Source organism: Duganella margarita (assembly GCF_009857535.1).
Classification (GTDB): Bacteria; Pseudomonadota; Gammaproteobacteria; order Burkholderiales; family Burkholderiaceae_D; genus Rugamonas; species Rugamonas margarita.
In genome coordinates this window covers 1-16,392 of record NZ_WWCS01000013.1, presented here as the reverse complement: position 1 = coordinate 16,392, position 16,392 = coordinate 1, and the positions used below count along the sequence as shown (strand labels likewise).

General features: G+C 64.7%; 9 protein-coding genes. 3 read left to right on the top strand and 6 right to left on the bottom strand.

The genetic code is table 11. From position 1 onward, the window contains the following. Positions 1–56: 56 nt before the first annotated feature. Both GTP55_RS19210 and GTP55_RS19205 read left to right on the top strand, forming a co-directional pair. Positions 57–1,913 carry an autotransporter assembly complex protein TamA gene (locus GTP55_RS19210; protein WP_161046473.1) on the top strand — a complete coding sequence of 619 codons (1,857 nt, stop codon included), beginning with the start codon at positions 57–59 and terminating at the stop codon, positions 1,911–1,913. Continuing rightward, complete coding sequence (locus tag GTP55_RS19205) at positions 1,913–6,541, top strand: translocation/assembly module TamB domain-containing protein (RefSeq protein ID WP_161046472.1); 4,629 nt, start codon at positions 1,913–1,915, stop codon at positions 6,539–6,541. The genes GTP55_RS19210 and GTP55_RS19205 overlap by 1 nt, the downstream gene beginning before the upstream one ends. A 146-nt stretch (positions 6,542–6,687) precedes the next feature. Here GTP55_RS19205 and GTP55_RS19200 read toward each other — a convergent pair whose 3' ends face one another. Further along, on the bottom strand, positions 6,688–9,156 hold the full coding sequence (locus GTP55_RS19200) for a S9 family peptidase (protein ID WP_161046471.1): 2,469 nt from the start codon (positions 9,154–9,156) through the stop codon (positions 6,688–6,690). A 101-nt stretch (positions 9,157–9,257) separates the two neighbouring features. Here GTP55_RS19200 and GTP55_RS19195 point away from each other — a divergent pair, with 101 nt between their 5' ends. Beyond that, complete coding sequence (locus tag GTP55_RS19195; protein ID WP_229258056.1) at positions 9,258–9,785, top strand: CcdC protein domain-containing protein; 528 nt, start codon at positions 9,258–9,260, stop codon at positions 9,783–9,785. 50 nt (positions 9,786–9,835) lie between these two features. Here GTP55_RS19195 and GTP55_RS19190 read toward each other — a convergent pair whose 3' ends face one another. The 5 genes from GTP55_RS19190 to GTP55_RS19170 all read right to left on the bottom strand — a co-directional run. Beyond that, positions 9,836–12,667: an ATP-binding protein gene (locus tag GTP55_RS19190; protein WP_161046469.1), complete on the bottom strand. Its 2,832-nt coding sequence runs from the start codon at positions 12,665–12,667 to the stop codon at positions 9,836–9,838. A 2-nt stretch (positions 12,668–12,669) separates the two neighbouring features. After that, positions 12,670–13,449 carry a hypothetical protein gene (locus tag GTP55_RS19185; RefSeq protein ID WP_229258055.1) on the bottom strand — a complete coding sequence of 260 codons (780 nt, stop codon included), beginning with the start codon at positions 13,447–13,449 and terminating at the stop codon, positions 12,670–12,672. Beyond that, the gene (locus GTP55_RS19180; protein WP_161046468.1) at positions 13,442–14,803 is read right to left on the bottom strand and encodes a hypothetical protein; all 1,362 of its coding nucleotides are present in this window, start codon (positions 14,801–14,803) and stop codon (positions 13,442–13,444) included. The genes GTP55_RS19185 and GTP55_RS19180 overlap by 8 nt, the downstream gene beginning before the upstream one ends. 81 nt (positions 14,804–14,884) lie before the next feature. Beyond that, complete coding sequence (locus GTP55_RS19175) at positions 14,885–15,640, bottom strand: DUF3108 domain-containing protein (RefSeq protein WP_161046467.1); 756 nt, start codon at positions 15,638–15,640, stop codon at positions 14,885–14,887. A gap of 1 nt (position 15,641) precedes the next feature. Then, positions 15,642–16,392: DUF3108 domain-containing protein (locus GTP55_RS19170; protein ID WP_161046466.1), on the bottom strand; the 751-nt coding region annotated here is incomplete at its 5' end.

Below are 16,392 nucleotides of genomic sequence, written 5' to 3'. Positions count from 1 at the left end.
CAATCCGGTAACATGCGCATAGACGCCAATCTTGGCGTACACCTTCATGGAGTCTCATGTTACCGGCATCGCCAGCAAAAAAACGGACAGGATCACGAATTTTGGCACAAGTTGTGGCAAAAGGGTCTGCCTGCCTCGGCGCCGCCCTGCTGTCCGTGGCGGCGCAGGCGGCCGAAGGCCTGAAATACGAGGTCCGCATCGACGCCCCCAGCGACGTGCGCGACCTGCTCGAACATAATCTGGACCTGGTGCGTTTTCGCGGCAACGACCGCATCGACCGCGAACAGCTGCAACGGCTGGTGCGGGTGGCGCCGGAACAGATCCGCACGCTGGTAGCAACCGATGGTTACTATTCGCCGGTGGTCAGCGCCACCATGGACCGCGAAGCGGCCGGCACGCCGGTGGTGCAGGTCAAGGTGGTGCCGGGCGAACCGGTGCGCGTGGGCGAGGTCGATCTGAGCCTGCAAGGTTTCGTCCCCAATCCCGACCAGCCGGCCGAGAAACAGTTCGACGTCAATTCGCTGAAGGCCAGCTGGCCACTGAAAAAAGGCATGGTGTTCCGCCAGGACGAATGGGAATCGGCCAAGCGGGCGATTTTGCGTTCCGTGGTGCAGACCCGCTACCCGCGCGCGCAACTGGTGGAGAGCCAGGCCACGGTGGACCCGGAGTCGCACCAGGCCAACCTGCGGGTGGCAATCGACAGCGGACCGGAACTGCGCTTCGGCGAATTGCGCATCGAAGGCCTGAAGCGCTATCCGGACAAGGTGGTGCGCAATCTGAATCAGATCCATCCCGGCGACTATTACAGCGAAGCGGCGCTGCAATCGTATCAATCGCGCTTGCAGGACACCGGCTATTTCGCCAGCGTGGAAGTCAGCGCCGACACCAGCGCCGTCCTGACCGAACAGCTCGACGCCGCCGCCATGACGCCGGAGCAGAACGCCAGCGCCGCCATGGCGCCATTGCCGCTGCTGGTGCGGGTGGTGGAGAATAAACGCAAGAACGTCAGCGCCGGTATCGGTTATTCGACCAACACCGGCAACCGCACCTCGCTGACCTACGACGATCTGGCGATCTTCGGCCTGCGCATGAAAAGCGCGCTGACGCTGGAGACCAAGAAGCAGACCGCCACCACCAATTTCTACTTCCCGGTCACGCCGGAAGGCTATAACGACAGCATCGGCGCCTCGTTTGAGCGCAGCGACATTTCGGGCGAGGTGACCAGCGTCTCCAGCATCGCCGGCAAGCGCACCTGGGGTACGCCGCTGCTGGAACGGTCGCTGACGCTGGAACTGCTGACCGAGACCAAAACCATTGGCGGCATCCCGTCGAGCCAGAGCAAGAGTTTGCCGCTGACGTATGGCGTCACCTGGCGCAAGCTGGACAACCTGCTGTTCCCGACCAAAGGCTATGCGCTCAACGCCCAGGTCGGCGGCGCGCTGCTGCCGATCCTGACCGACGAAGCGTTTGTGCGCGGCTACGCGCGCGGCGTGTTGTACATGCCGCTGAGCGTGAACACCAATGCGATCTTCCGTGGCGAGCTGGGTGCGCTGGGTTCGCGCGACAAGACCGGCGTGCCGGCGGTGTATCAGTTCCGCGCCGGCGGCGACCAATCTGTGCGCGGCTACGGCTATCAGGAGCTGGGCGTGCCGCTGGACGGCGCGGTGACCGGTGGCCGTTACCTGGCCACGGCCAGCGCGGAGTATCAATACTGGTTCAAGCCTCAGTATGGCGCGGCGGTGTTCTACGATGCGGGTAACGCGGGCGATACGCTCAGCGCCCTGCATCCAAAGTCCGGCTATGGCGTCGGTGCGCGCTGGAAGAGTCCCGTGGGGCCGATCAACGTCGATGTCGCGTATGGACACGCGGTTCATAAATATCGTTTGCACTTCTCGCTGGGATTCACTTTCTGATGGCTGACCAAGACAACCCTTCTCAAGACCACGCTACGCCGGCTGCCAAGCCACGCCGCTGGCCGCGCCGCGTGGCGATCGGCTTCGGCGTGCTGGTGCTGCTGCTGGTTGGCGCGTTCTGGCTGCTGGGACGCGAGTCGACCTTGCAGCAACTGGTGCAGCGGATTTCCGCCGCCAGCGGCGGGCAGATTACGGTGACCGGCGTGAGCGGCTCGCTATACCACCGCATGCATATCGACAAGCTGGTGTACCGCAGCAAAGGCAGCGTGGTGACGGCGGAGCAAATTGATATCAACTGGTCGCCGTTGCAGTATTTTTCGGAAGGGCTGACGATCAGTGAGCTGCATGCGCGCAGCCTTGTCGTACAAAGTAGCGGGCCTTCCGATCCCTCGACGATGCCGGAAACTTTGGCGTCGCCGATCAAGCTGAGTATCTCGGATGGGCGGCTCGACAAGCTGACGCTGAGCAGCGACACCGGCAGCAATGTGATCGACAACCTGCGCTTCCAGCTGGAGGGCGACAAGCAGTCATGGCGGCTGCAAAACGCTTCCGCGCACACGGCGTTCGGCGACATCAAGGCCGATGCAACCATCGCCGGCGCCAGGCCGTTCGCACTGCAAGGCAAGGCGACGCTGGTTTACGCCGGATCAGCGCCGGCCGCAAGGACAACGTCGGCGGTTGCGGCAGGCGCCGGCGGCACGACGGCGGCGAATGGCGCGGCCGCAACGGGCGGCATGCCGGCTGGCGGCGCGAAGCTGGCGGTGCAGGCCAGCGGCGATCTGACGCTGCTCCAGTTGAAGGTACAAGGCGCGGCCAACGGCGCGGGCGGCGAGGCGGCGCTGGCCTTGGCGCCGTTCGATCCCATCATCCTGCGCGCCATCGACCTGACCGGCCGCGATCTCGATCCCGCCGGCTTCAACGCCGAATGGCCGGAAGCGAAATTCAGCCTGAAACTGACCGCCGCCATCGCCAAGGACCAAAAACTTTCCGGCCAATTCGCCCTGCTCAACCAGGGCAAGGCCGCGCCGCTGGATCAGAAAGGCCTGCCGCTGCAAGCCTTCAGCGGCCGCCTGGACGGCACCCTGACTTCCTCCCTGCTGGACAACGTGCTGCTGGACCTCGGCGCTGCCGGCAAATTCACCGGCGGCGGCAAAGTGGACCGCAGCGGGCCGGACGCCGGCATCGACGCTGCCAACTTCAAGCTGCACACCGACCGCTTCGACCTGAAAGACATCCACACCAGCATCAAGCAAACCGCCATCGCCGGCGACATCGCCCTCACCAGCACACCGAAAAAGCAGGCGCTGACCGCCAATCTGGCCGACAAAGGCATGCGCCTGGACCTGCAAGCCTCGCTGGCCGACGCCCTGCTGCAAGTGCATCAAGTCCGCCTGCAAGCGAAGAAAGGCAGTATCAGCGCCACCGGCCAGGCCAGCCTGAAAGACAAACAACCGTTCAGCGCCAGGCTGACCGCCGACCACTTCGACCCGTCCGCCCTTGGCACCGGCTACCCGATCGCCGACCTCAATGCCGACATCAACGCCAAAGGCGAGCTGTCGCCGGCATGGCAAGTGGCGGCCGCATTCCAGATCAGGGCCAGCAAGTTGATGGGCCAGACGCTGACCGGTAACGGCAAACTGAATGCGGACGCTAAACACATCAGCGGTGTTGACGCGCATCTGGCAATGGCGCAGAACACGGCAGACGTCAGCGGCAATTTCGGCGCACCGGGCGAGCAGTTGAAATGGAAGATCGACGCGCGCCAGTTGTCTGCGGTAAGCAGCGATCTGCTGGGCGCCATCACCGCCAGCGGCGTGGTCACCGGCAGCATGGATGCGCCGCGCAGCAGCTTTGAAGCGGATGCCAAAGGTCTGGCCCTGGCGTCGGCCTCGGTCAAGCGGCCAAGCGACAGCCTGCTACACGCGGCCGGCGACGTGGCGGTGGTCAAAGGCACACCGGAGTTGAAACTGACCGGCACCGTGCAGCGTTTGAATCCGCTGTCGTTTGGCGCGGCGCAGGCGGGCTCCGTCAACGCGACGTTCAGCGGCGATGCGCGCCTGTCCAGCGACTGGCGCGCGGGTGTGAACCTGACCTTGCAGCCATCGACGTTTGCCAATGCGCCGTTGTCCGGCTATGCCAGGCTGACGGCGTCCAAGGGCAGCGTGAGCAACGCGGATATCGATTTGCATCTGGCGACCAACAGCTTGCAGGCCAAGGGCAGCTTTGGCAGCGCGCTCGATAAGCTGGAGTGGAAGCTCGATGCGCCGCAACTTGGCTCGCTCGGGCCGCAGTTCGGCGGCGTGCTGCATGCAAACGGCACGCTGTCCGGCACCGCCGCGCGGCCGGCGCTGGCGCTCACGCTGGACGGCAGCAACCTGCGCGCGCCCGGCCAGCAGCAAGTCGGCAGCATTCGCGGCAGCGCCACGCTGGGCAACACGATTGCGATGGCCAGCGGCAGCAGCCTTATAGCAGGCAACGGCAGCGCCGCTGGCAATGCGGCTCGCGCTGGCGTGCCGGCGCGCGGTACGACGGCGGGCGCGGCGCGGGCCAACGCGACACGCGGCACGGCGGCGGCAGAGGCCATGGCCGACGTGCCGCTGGTCAGCGACATCGAAATCACCCGCTACGTCTCGCCCGCCATCTCGCTCGACAAGGTGCGGCTGCAAACCAGCGGCACGCGCTCCGCCCACCTCATCCAGCTGAGCGCGGCCAACCCGGACTTCGACGCCGCCCTGCGCGTCAAAGGCAGCTGGGCCAACGACACCTGGACCGGCGCCATCGACACCCTGCAAAACAAAGGCCGCTTCGCCCTCACGCTGGCGGCACCGGCGCCGCTGAAACTCACCGCGCCGGCAGAAACCGGCGTCGCCGGCCTGCTCAAGCCGGAACAGATCGCGCTGACCGGCGCCACCATCAAACTCCCTGCCGGCACCATCCGCATCGATAACCTGGAGAAGGCCGGCAACACATGGCACAGCAAAGGCCAGGCGGCCGGCGTGCCGGTCAACTATCTCGCGCAGCTGTCCGACGCCTGGCGCGACAACGTCCGCAGCAACATGACCATCGGCGCCGAATGGGGCCTGGACCTGCAAGCGAGCAGCCGCACGCTGGCCGGCATGGTCCACGTCTACCGCGAACAGGGCGACCTGACCATCATCGGCGCCGACCTGCCGCAGGCGCTCGGCCTGCGCACGCTGGATGCCCGTGCCGATGTCAATGACGGCACGCTGCGCGTGCAGCTCAACGTTGACGGTACCCGCGCCGGCCAGGCCAGGCTGGATGGCAGCGCCCAACTGCGCGAAGGCCGCCTGGCCGACGACAGCATCTTCACCCTCGCCGGCAGCGCCAATATGGGCTCCCTCGCCTGGCTGGCGCCACTGGCCGGCCAGCCGGGCCTGGAAATCGACGGCACCTTCAAGATGGGCATCAACGGCAGCGGCACCCTCGGCGCGCCGCAGCTGAGCGGCGACATCACCGGCGACAAGCTGGTAGTTAACTGGCTCGATCAAGGCATCAAGCTGCGCAACGGCCAATTGCAGGCGCGCCTGACCGGCGACCAGCTGCAACTGCAAAAATTAGCCTTCGACGGTAACCAGGGCCGCGCGCAGGCGGATGGCTGGATACGCTACGCCGCCAACGAAGCCACCATGCAGCTCAAACTGACCGCAGACAAACTGGAAGTGCTGTCGCGTCCCGACCGCATTCTGGTGGTCAGTGGCACCAGCAACCTGACGCGCGACGCCAGGCGCTTCCAGCTGGACGGCAAATTCCGCGCCGACCGCGCCAACATCGAACTGGCCGGCGCCGACACGCCAACGCTGAGCGACGACGTGGTCATCGTCGGCAAGGGCGCGGCGCCAGTCAAGAAGGAACAAGGCTTGCCGCTGAATATTGACGTCGAAGCGGACCTCGGCGACGACTTCAATCTCAAAGGCAAAGGGCTGGAGGCGCAGCTGGCCGGATCGCTGCGCATCCGCGTGGCGGATCGCCGGCCGCCGCGTGTCACCGGCAGCATTCGCGTGGCCAACGGCACGTATGCGGCGTATGGACAAAAACTGGTGATCGATCGTGGCGTCATCAACTTCACCGGCGCGTACGACAATCCGGGCCTCAACATCCTCGCCGTGCGCCGTGGGCCGGAAGGCGAAGCGCTGAGCGAGACCAATGTGGAAGCCGGCGTGGAAGTGCGCGGCACGGCGCTGGCGCCGCAGGCCAAGCTGGTCTCCACGCCGTCGGTATCGGACAGCGACAAGCTGGCATGGCTGGTGCTGGGCCACGGCATCGACAGCACGCAGGGCAACGACATGGCGCTGCTCGGCACGGCCGCCGGCGCGCTGTTCGGCGGCGCCGGCCAGGGCAAGCTGGCCAAGTCGCTGGGCGTGGATGAACTGGGTGTGGGTCAGGCGGCCGGCAGCACGTCGGCCGGCGCGGCGACCGGCTTGCAGAACACCGTGGTCACCGTCGGCAAGCGCATCTCGTCGCGCGCCTACCTGAGTTTTGAACAGGGTGCGAGCACGGCGACCAGCCTGGTCAAGCTCAAATACAAACTCAACCCGCGCATCACGCTGCAATTCCAGACTGGCACCAACAACGCGCTGGACGTGCTGTACACCTGGGCGTTTGACTAAGTAGGATTGTGGTCGGGGACGGGATCGTCCTGCGGCACCGGATGCGGAGCATGCGGCGGCGCAGGATCGTCCACTGGTACGGGATCGGGGGCGCGGTGGAATAATTTCATGGTTGTCACTCCTGGCAAAAGAATATCCGCCCCATTCTACGCCGTTGCGTTTTTAACGTATTTCTCCAGCCAGGCATTGGTTTCGTACAGCATGTGCAGGATCGATTCGCGCGCGCGGTAGGCGTGCGATTCGTTTGGCAGCATCACCAGCCGCGCCGTGCCGCCCAGGCCTTTGATGGCCTGGAACATGCGCTCGCTCTGGATCGGGAAAGTGCCGGAATTGCTGTCCTCCGCGCCGTGAATCAACAACATCGCATCCTTGATCTTGTCGGCGCTGTTAAACGGCGACATGGCCTGATACACCGCCGGTACCTGCCAGTACGGCCTTTCCTCCGACTGAAAACCGAACGGCGTCAAGGTGCGGTTATACGCGCCGCTGCGCGCGATCCCGGCGCGGAACAGGCGCGTATGCGCCAGCAGGTTACCGGTCATGAAGGCGCCATATGAATGGCCGCCGACCGCAATCCGGTGCCGGTCCGCCACGCCGCGCCGCACCACTTCCTCCACCGCCGCTTCGGCCGACGCCACCAGTTGCGGCAAGTAGGTATCGTTCGGCTCCTCGTCGCCACTGCCCACAATCGGGAACGACGGATTATCCAGCACCGCATAGCCCATCGCCAGGAAAGCCGCCGGCCCCCAGTAGCTGACCGCATTGAAGCGGTACGGCGAACCGGTAGTCTGGCTGGCAGCGCCGGCCGACTTGAACTCCTGCGGATAGGCCCACATCAGCATCGGCAGCGGACCGTCGCGCGCCGCGTCGTACTCCGGCGGCAGCATCAGCGTCGCGGTCAGCTCCACGCCATCGGCGCGCGCGTAGCGGATCTGCTCCTTGTACACATCCTTCAGCTGCGGCGTCGGATGCGGATAGCTGGTCAGCGACGTCAGTTGCTCGCCTTCCGGCTTGGTCAGGTCGCGCAGATAATAATTCGGCCGCTCGGTTGGCGATTCGCGTGCGGTGAGCAGCAGCGTGCCGTCGTCATTCAGCACCGCTGCCACATTCTCAAAATACGGCGCGGCGCTCTGGAACAGGCGCTCCTTGTGGCGCGTGGTCAGGCTCAGACGATCGAGGAACGGCCGGTCGCCTTCCGGCGTGGCGCCGGCGCCGTCCAGCAGCACCGTGGTGCCGGGACCGATCAGCAAACGCGGGAAGCCATTCGCATCGGCGCGCATGACCGGCGAGCCGGGACTGTTGTAGCGGTCCTCGTAGGAGCCGGAATAAATCAGCTCCGGCGGTGTGGACAAATGCGCCGGCTCGATCATCCACTGCTTGTAGTCGCGCGTCTTGTGCCAGCGCTCATTTACCAGCGCCACATCGTCGCGTCCCCAGGCGATGCCGGCGTAGCGCATGGTCAGCCGCGCCAGCACCTTGGGCGGCTCGCGGAACGGCGCTGCCTGCAACAGCACCAGGTCGCGGATGCCATCCACCACCTCGCGCGCCGGATCGCCGCCATCCTGCGCCTCGGCCCACGCCAGGCTGGCCGGCGCATCGGCGCGCCACGACACATGCCGCACGCCATCGGACACCGCGTCGTTCCCCGGCGGCAGCCCCTCTTCCAGCGGCAGATTGGCCACCGTGTGCACCACATCGCCATGCAAGTCGCGCACTTCGATCCGCTCGCCGAAACTGGACACCGGCACGATGTACGAATACGGCCGCATGATGCTCTGTGTCAGAATGTACTCGCCGCTCGGAGACAGCGAGGTGCGCGAGAACTGGCCCGGCGCACCGACCAGCCGCGTCTTGCCATGCAAGTCGATGATCGCCATCTGCACCGTGACGTAATACTCGAACAGGCGCGCATCGTCCTCGCTCTTCAGCAGATCCTGATAGGTGCGCAGCTGGCGCACATGGCCGTCCGAGGTCGAGTCCTGCTCGATCGGCCCGGACGGAATGCCGTTGCCCACTGGCGCCTTGCCCACGCCGGCCGGACGCCAATGCACCAGCAGCCCGCTGCTGTCCGGCAGCCAGTTGAAGCCGCGCGTGAGCACCGCCGACAAAGGCTGCGGCGACAGCTTGCGCGCCTTGCCTTCGGCCAGATCCACCACCCACAGCTCCACCGCGCCGCGTTCGCCCTTCAGCGATACATGGGTGAACGCCAGGTGGCGCTGGTCCGGCGACCAGCTCAGGTCCGACACGCGCAAGCCGCGCGGCAGCCCGCGAATACGGCGCTCCTTGCGCGTGGCCACATCCAGCAAGGCCAGATCGGTGCCGAACGAAAACCGGGACGAAGCACAGGTGCGCGGATTAATCCGCAGGCCGGCCAGCTTCAACTCCGGCTGCGCCACTTCGGCGATGCCGGGCAGCGGCGGCGTTTGCACCACGGCGACGATGTCGCGTCGGGGACTGAGACTGAGGCCGGGCGAACGCGCGGCATCGACAATGGCTTGCAAGGCAGCAGGCGGCAAACGATAGCCCCCGGACTGCGCCCCCTCCTGAGCACCTGCCTGCGGCGAAGCGGCCATCAACCCCAGATTCAGCGGCAGCACGGATAACGGTTTGTTCATGGGCGTCCTTTCAGTCCAGTTTGCGTATGCTAGCCTTGATTGCCGATCCGTGCCGTACAATCACAGTTTTTCAGATTTTCGAATTCGGACAGATTATGGAAATGACCACAATCGTATTGCTGCTGCTGGTGCCGCTGGCGGTATGGCGTATTTATTCACGTCTCAAGATCGTCCTGGGCCGCACCAAGTCCGAACTGTGGCGCCATTACGCCACGCTGGCCGTCATGGTCGTGATGCTGCTGGCGGTCGCGGTGCAAATCTTCGGCAACTGGATCGCCATGGCGGCACTGCTGGCCGGCGCGCTGGTCGGCGCCTTCCTCGGCCAGCGCAACATGAAGTTGAGCCGTCTGGAAAATCGCCCCGACGGCTTTTTCTACACGCAGAACCGCAAACTCGCCCTGCTGGTCATTATGCTGTTCATCAGCCGATTGATCTACCGCTTATTTGAGGCCTATCTGCATATGCACAATGGCCTGCCGCTCGATCCCGACTTCCTGGGCAATCCGCTCACGGCCTGGTTGTTTGGCCTGCTGGGTGGCTTCTACGGCCTGTATGCATGGCGGCTGGTGGAATGGCGCCGCGCGCAAAAGCCGGTGCCACGCCCGATCGACATCTTCGACATCAAATAAAACAAAGGGCCGCGACATGGCGGCCCTTCTGAAACAACGTTCCTTCCCGGTCAAGCGGCTTTCGCTGCTTCCTCCTTACGGCGTTGCAGCACAAAGATCGGCTGCGCCCACTCGGTATCCTTTTTCTTCTTGCTCGTGATGAGCGTCAGTTCCGAAGGATCATAGACGTCGGTGTTGTGCGTCAGCGGGGTGGTCATCAGGTACTGGGCGTCGGTGTTCTTCAGGAACTCGCCGACCAGCTGGATGTTGCGGATATCCAGGTGGGCAAACGGTTCGTCGATGAACACGAAGCCGCCGGAGCCCTCTTCCGATTTCAGCAAGCCAATCAGTAGCACCAGCGATTTCATCACCTGCTGGCCGCCCGACGCTTCACCGTCGTTCATGCCGATCACGCCCTTGCCGTCAAACTTGAAGCGTACATGCAGGCCGGCCTGCGCCAGCTGCACGTCGTCGTTTTCCAGTCGCACCGGATCGGCGCTCACCTCGATGCCGGCCAGCTGGCCCAGCTCCTTGATGTTGGCCGCATAGGTCTTGACGGTGTAGCGCAACCGCTCGATGTAGGCGCCGCGCGCATTGCCGGTGGCCTCGATCGCGCGGTTGTTCTGGTAGCGGCGCTCCTCGGTTTCCGACTGTCGCGAATGCAGCTGGTCGTTGAGGCGCTGGTACTGGTCGATGACGGTGGCATCGAGCTCCCAGTCGCTGCGCGCCAGGCTGGATTCCAGACTGTGCACCCGCAGGTTGACCTGGTGCGCGTTCTGGTGTTCCTTGACCAGCGCGGCGCGGCGCGCGGGACGACGCCAGGCTTGCGGCAGATGGCGCCAGGCCTTGCGCAGCACCAGCAGCGCCTTGGCGTGTTCGGTGCGCTGCTCCAGCACGCGCTTGTGATTCAGGCGCATGCCGGCTTCCGACTCCGACAGGGCGAAGCGCGCGTTCTGCCAGGTGGTGTCGGCGCGGGTGCGCGTGACCACGGCGGTCTTGATCAGGTTTTGCAGTTCACCCAGACGCGCACCGACTTCGCTGCGCTCGGCGCGCAGCGGCACGGCGTTGCGCGCCGCTTCATCGAATTCCTCGGCGCGCGCAGCCAGTTCCTTGGCCGCGTCCACGCCGGCCAGGCGGGTTTTCAGCGAACTGATTTCAGTCGCCAGCTTGGACACTTGCAGCGTCAGCTGATCTTCCTGCGCCTCCAGCGCCGGCAGCGATTTCTGGATCGCTTCCATACGCTGCGTGCGGCCGGCGGAGCCGAAGCGGTAACGCGACACTTCCACGAACAGCGAGCGGCCGCCGCGGCGTTCGCGGTGGTATGCGTCCGGCGTGATCCACTCTTCATGGCTGCCCAGCTTTGCGCCGATGTCCACACTGTCCACACGGGTAATGCGCGAGAGCTGTTCCACCAGCCATGCCGGCACCTTGGCCGAGAACTTCACCACCGACATCAGCGTGTCGTCGTTCACCACCGGCGCATGCACCAGGTCCGGCACGATAAAGTGGCGATAGCGTTCCTTCTCCGCCAGGCGATACGCGGCGGCGGCGTCGGACGATTTATCCAGCAGCACCACGGAGGCATAGCCACCCAACACGCCTTCGATCGCGCCCTGCCACTTGGGATCGGTCACCTCGACGATGTCCGAAAGCATGACGTGGCTGATGCCGGCGTCGTTCAGCGCGCGGCGCATGGTGCGCTGCACTTCCGGCTCCGGCATCGCGGTCTTGCCTTGCAGCGCCGAGATGGTCGACAGTTCGCCGGCGATCTTCGACGCTACCGCATCGCGCGCGGTGCGCTGGCGCGCCAGTTCGATCTCTTTCTCTTGCAGCGTCTTGGCCACTTCGGCCAGGTCCGAACCGGAGTCCGACGCCAGCTTTTCCAGGCGCGCCTTCTGTTCCAGCAGGCTTTCCAGCGGCTTCAGTTTGCCGTTGATGTGCGTCAGGCGGGTTTGCAGCGAGGTCGATTCCTGCTCCAGCACCGTCTCGTGGCTTTGCGCATCCGACAGCGCCTTGGCTTGCGCGGCCAGCAGGTTGCGCTTGTCGGCCAGCTGCGAGTCGGCCTGCAGCAGCGGCTTGCGCGCTTCGCGCAGCTGGCGGCTCAGGTTAGCGTGTTTCTCGCGCGCTTCGTGATACTCCAGCGACGGCAGCACTTCCTCTTGCAGGTTGCGGCGTTCCTTGTTCAGGTCTTCCCACTGGTGGTAATTGGCCACGCGCAGGCGCAGGCCTTCCAGGTTGGTGCGGGAAGCTTCCAGCTCCGCTTCGAAGCGTTTCAGCTCCGTCTCGGTGTCGCGCTGGTGACGCTTGGCTTCATCGTAGGCGTCCAGCACTTCCTTGTCGCCGAACACCTGGAACACCAGGTCCAGCAACTGGCGCGGTGCGTATTCGCACAGCTTGTCGGTTTCGCCCTGCTCAAGCGCCAGCACTTTGGCCATGGCCGGCGACAGGCCCGCTGCGGCCAGGCGCTTGCGGTAGTTTTCCACGCCGAGCCAGTCGCTGCCTGGCTCGCCGATGTCTTCGATCTGCACATTACCGGGACGCATAAGGTACTGGCGCTTCCAGTCGCCGCCGTTTTTCTGGATCTGGCAGAACAGCGTGACTTCGTCGTCGCTGAAGAAGCCGGAGCTGCGGAACGGACGGTTGGACAGCTGGCGGCCCATCGGCTTGTTGTCCACCACGGCGCGCAGCCAGGCGGTCTGCTGGCCGCTGTGGCGCGCGTAGTGCTTATAGGTGCGGCCCATCGAACAGTCAAGGCCGAACAGCGTGCGCAGTGCATCCAGCAAGGTGGTCTTGCCGGAACCGTTCTGGCCCGCGATGGTGATGATCTTGGCGTCCAGCGGGATGTTCTTGATGCGTTGCCAGTAATCCCAGTGGACCAGTTCTAGCGATTTGATATGAAACATGCTTAGTCCTTGGCTGGAGTGTCGTCTTCGATCGGCGCAAGCGGCGCGGGAGGAGGCGGCGGCGCTTCGAAGGCGGGAAGAATCTCTTCTTCGATGATGTCGTCGGCGGTCTCGATCTCGATCGGTGGCGCGCTGCGCGGCACCGGAATGATCTGCGGCGGCGAACGTTTGAACACGTCGGCCAGCGCGCCGTTGACGATGCGCTCTTTCAGCACGTCGGTATCCATCAGCAGGTCCAGCAGCGGGCCTTCGACGATGACGTCGCCGCGGCGTTCGATGAAGCCCAGCTTCGACAGGATGCCGAGGTTCATGTCCAGGCGCGTCTTCTTGCCCAGCTTATCGCCAAAGTCGGCCAGCAGCGCCTTGTAGGCGATGCCGATCGAGGTGTCTTCCGCGCGCGGCAGCGGCTTCTCGGTGCCGAACATATCGTTCTGGTCATCTTCCGCGTGCTGGTGGGTCTCCTGACGTTCGCGCTTGGGCAGGATGATCTGCGCCCACAGCACCACCAGCAACGCCACGCCATCGCGCGACAAGCCGAAGTTATTGTTTTGCCAGACATCCTTGGCGCCGAAAATCTTCGGCTCCATATTGCGGTGCAGGGCCAGCGTCACATGGTCGGCATACACGTTGTCGAGCAGCTTGAGGCCGACCGCCAGCAGGCGGCCGTCGACCTCTTTGCGGAACTGTTCATCCGACAGCACGCGCTTGACCAGTTTATCGTCGCGGCGCAGGGTCTGGTGCGACAGCAGGCGCGCGATCAGGATTTGGGAATCGTCATTCATCAGACTTGTCGCCTTCCGGATTCAAAGACAGTGAGAGGGAGGCAAGGGAAATCGCTGCAACTTCCAGGTCGGGCAGCTGGACCATTTCATCTTGGGGCGAGAACGTCACCGGCAGGCGCGCCAGCGCCGCCGTGGCCCCTTGCAGGCGGGCCTCGTCGGCGTCGCCCAGCAGCGGCAGCAGCGAGGCGCGGTAGGAGGCCACGGCGAACGACGCCGGCAGCAGCGACTCGTGCGCCTGGATGGCTTTCGGCGACTCTTCGGCGATGCTGGGGAAATTGCCCAGCGCCGCAAAGTCGGACAGGCGCGCCAGCCAGTCGTCCAGCTCCTGCTGCATGGCGGGACCGTCGCTGACGGTGGTCGGAGCGTCCTCGCCGGACGGAAGGCCGTTGGATACGGTGGTGTTGATACGGTCGGCCATTAATTCAGTTTCTGCTACGTCGATCATTTCTGCGGGCGTGATGAACAGCGGGACCACCGGCTGGTCGATGGCGTCGATGGCCAGCGAGGCCAGGTCGTCATGCAGCAGCAGCCAGCGCTTGATGTCGGTGGTGGACAGGCCGGACTGGCCCAGGTGCACCCGCTGGCGCTCGATCTGGTTGAGGGCGCGCGAGAACATGCCCTGCATGTTCAGCAGCGCCGATTGCGCGCGGCCGATGGCCTGCGCGGCTTTGTGGGTGGCGCTGTCGGCGTTTTCGTCAGTGAGGATGGCGCGCAGGATCTCCGAGCCCTTCTCCACCCAGTCGCACGCCATGTGCCACTTGGCCTGCGAGGCGCGCAGGCGGAATTCGGACCCCGACGCAATCGCGTCCGAGAATTCCTCGGTCAGCTCCATCAGGCGGCCCAGCAGATGGTTCAGCTGGTCGACGGTGACGCCGCCCATCACCTGGGCGCCGGCCACCTGCGACAGCAGGAAGCCCATTTCGGCGTTGTCGTCTTCTTCCTTGCCCAGGGCGAGCAAGGCGTCGATGGCCGACAGCACATTGCGCGCCATCGGCGTCACGCGGTACACGCCCTGTTGCGCGTCCCACGCCAGCAGCTGGTTGGTGCGCAGGCGCATCAGCACCGTCTCCAGCGATTCGGGCAGCAGGTAGGCCAGGCGGGTGTTGATGTCGGCGCGGGTGAAGCTGGTGGACGCGGTATCGGCGGCCAGCTCGCGCAGCACCAGCAGGCGCACCAGCACGCCATCGAAACCGCCATGGAACAGCGCCGTAAACACCTGCAGCAGCGGCTGCGCGCGTTTCAGGTGGTAGACCTGCTCAATCTCGTCGGCGGAAATGTGCGGCTGGAAGTGGGCCTGCAAGCTGTCTTGCACTTGCGGGTCCGATGCGGCTTCACTAGTTGTAGGTTCGATCATTCTTTGCCATTCTGTGCACCCCGCCATTGTATTTTTTACAAATAAACCTCATTGTCGCGGGGGCGTCAGTATAGCAGGAGCCTACTTCTTCACGACCTTTTCCAGAGTCTGGTCGACGAAGTCGCCATCATTGTCGTTAAAGCGCACCCGCACCGGATACCAGTCCATCGACGGCGCCAGCCACAGGTCGACCTGCTGGCCCTTGGCATCCGGCGGCGGCGCCTTCACCAGGTGGACCGCGCTGACGTCGCCGGCGCCGGTCTGCACGTTTTCGGTGCCGACCACCTTGAAGCTCCACTGCTCGGCGTCGCGGCGGCCGGCCACGAACATGTGCCATTCGCTGCCGGCTTTGAATTTGTCCGGCGCGGCGCGGCCCAGCGCGGCCAGCTGCCATTGCGCGCTGCTGCGATCCTGCTCGCCCCCGAGTATCGGATAGGTGACGTCGCTTTCAGTAAATGCAATAGCCTTGGCGTCGCGCTTGAAACTGGTGGTGTACGGCTCCTTGCGCATGCGCTTCTCGTAGAAGCTGACCGGCGCCAGGCCGTAATCGTCGATGCCGCCTTCGCTGCGGTTCTCGACCACCTTGCCGAAGATGGCGGCGCGGCTCTCGGTGCTGATCGAGTATTTGCCGTCGCCGGCGCGCCACTGCACGGTGGCGGTGCCGTTCAGCGCCAGGCCGCTCTGCCTGACCTTCAGGTTGTAGCTCAGGTCCGCCGACGGCGGCATGCTGGTCGGGCGCTTGACGCTCGGGTGTTCGCCGCTGGTTTCTGCTGCCTGCGCGGCAGGCGCCAGGTATGCCAGCAACAGCGCGGCGCAAAGGGTCGTGATCTTTTTCATACTATTTACCTGCCTGTGTCATCTTGATGTCGGAAACGGTCTGCGTGTTCACAGCGCCGTTGCCCTCGGTTACGCGAATCTGCATCGGATACCAGTTGACGCCCGGCGCCAGCCAGATTTCCAGCCTGGACGAATACGAGCCGGGTTTCGCCGGCCGGCTCAAATGCCAAGTCACGATCTTGCCGGTTTTGGTATCCAGTTCTTCTTCGCCCACCAGCTGGAAGCGGTTGATGGTGGCGTCTTTGGAATCGGCGACCTGGATATCGATATCGCTGCCAAACTGGTTGACGTCGGCCCGGCCGATGCCGCCCAGCTGGAACGGCACCGTGACCTGGTCCTGCGCCCCTACCATCAGCGGGAAGCTCGCTTCCGACGCCGAAAACGTGATGGTGCCGGCGTCGCGGTTGAAGTGGGTCGCGGTTTCGGCGCGGCGCGCGCGCTTCTCCGTCAACTTGAGCGGGGCGATGCCGTAATCATCGATCTCGCCCTCGCTGCGCGACGTCAGCAAATTCAGGCGCGTGATCAGCAGGCTCAAACCCGCCTGCACCGATACCTGATAGTGGCTGCCGTCAGTATGCCACGTCATCGTCGCGGAGCCCGTCCATTTGGTGCCGTCCGGGTCCACCCGGTCCAGCGACATTTCAAACACCGCCGGCGGCGGCAGGTTGACCTTGTAGCGCCGCATGCCCAGGCGCGGCGCCGCCTCCGGCCTGGCCTCGGCCGGCGTGTCGCCCGGCGCCACCGCGGGCGGC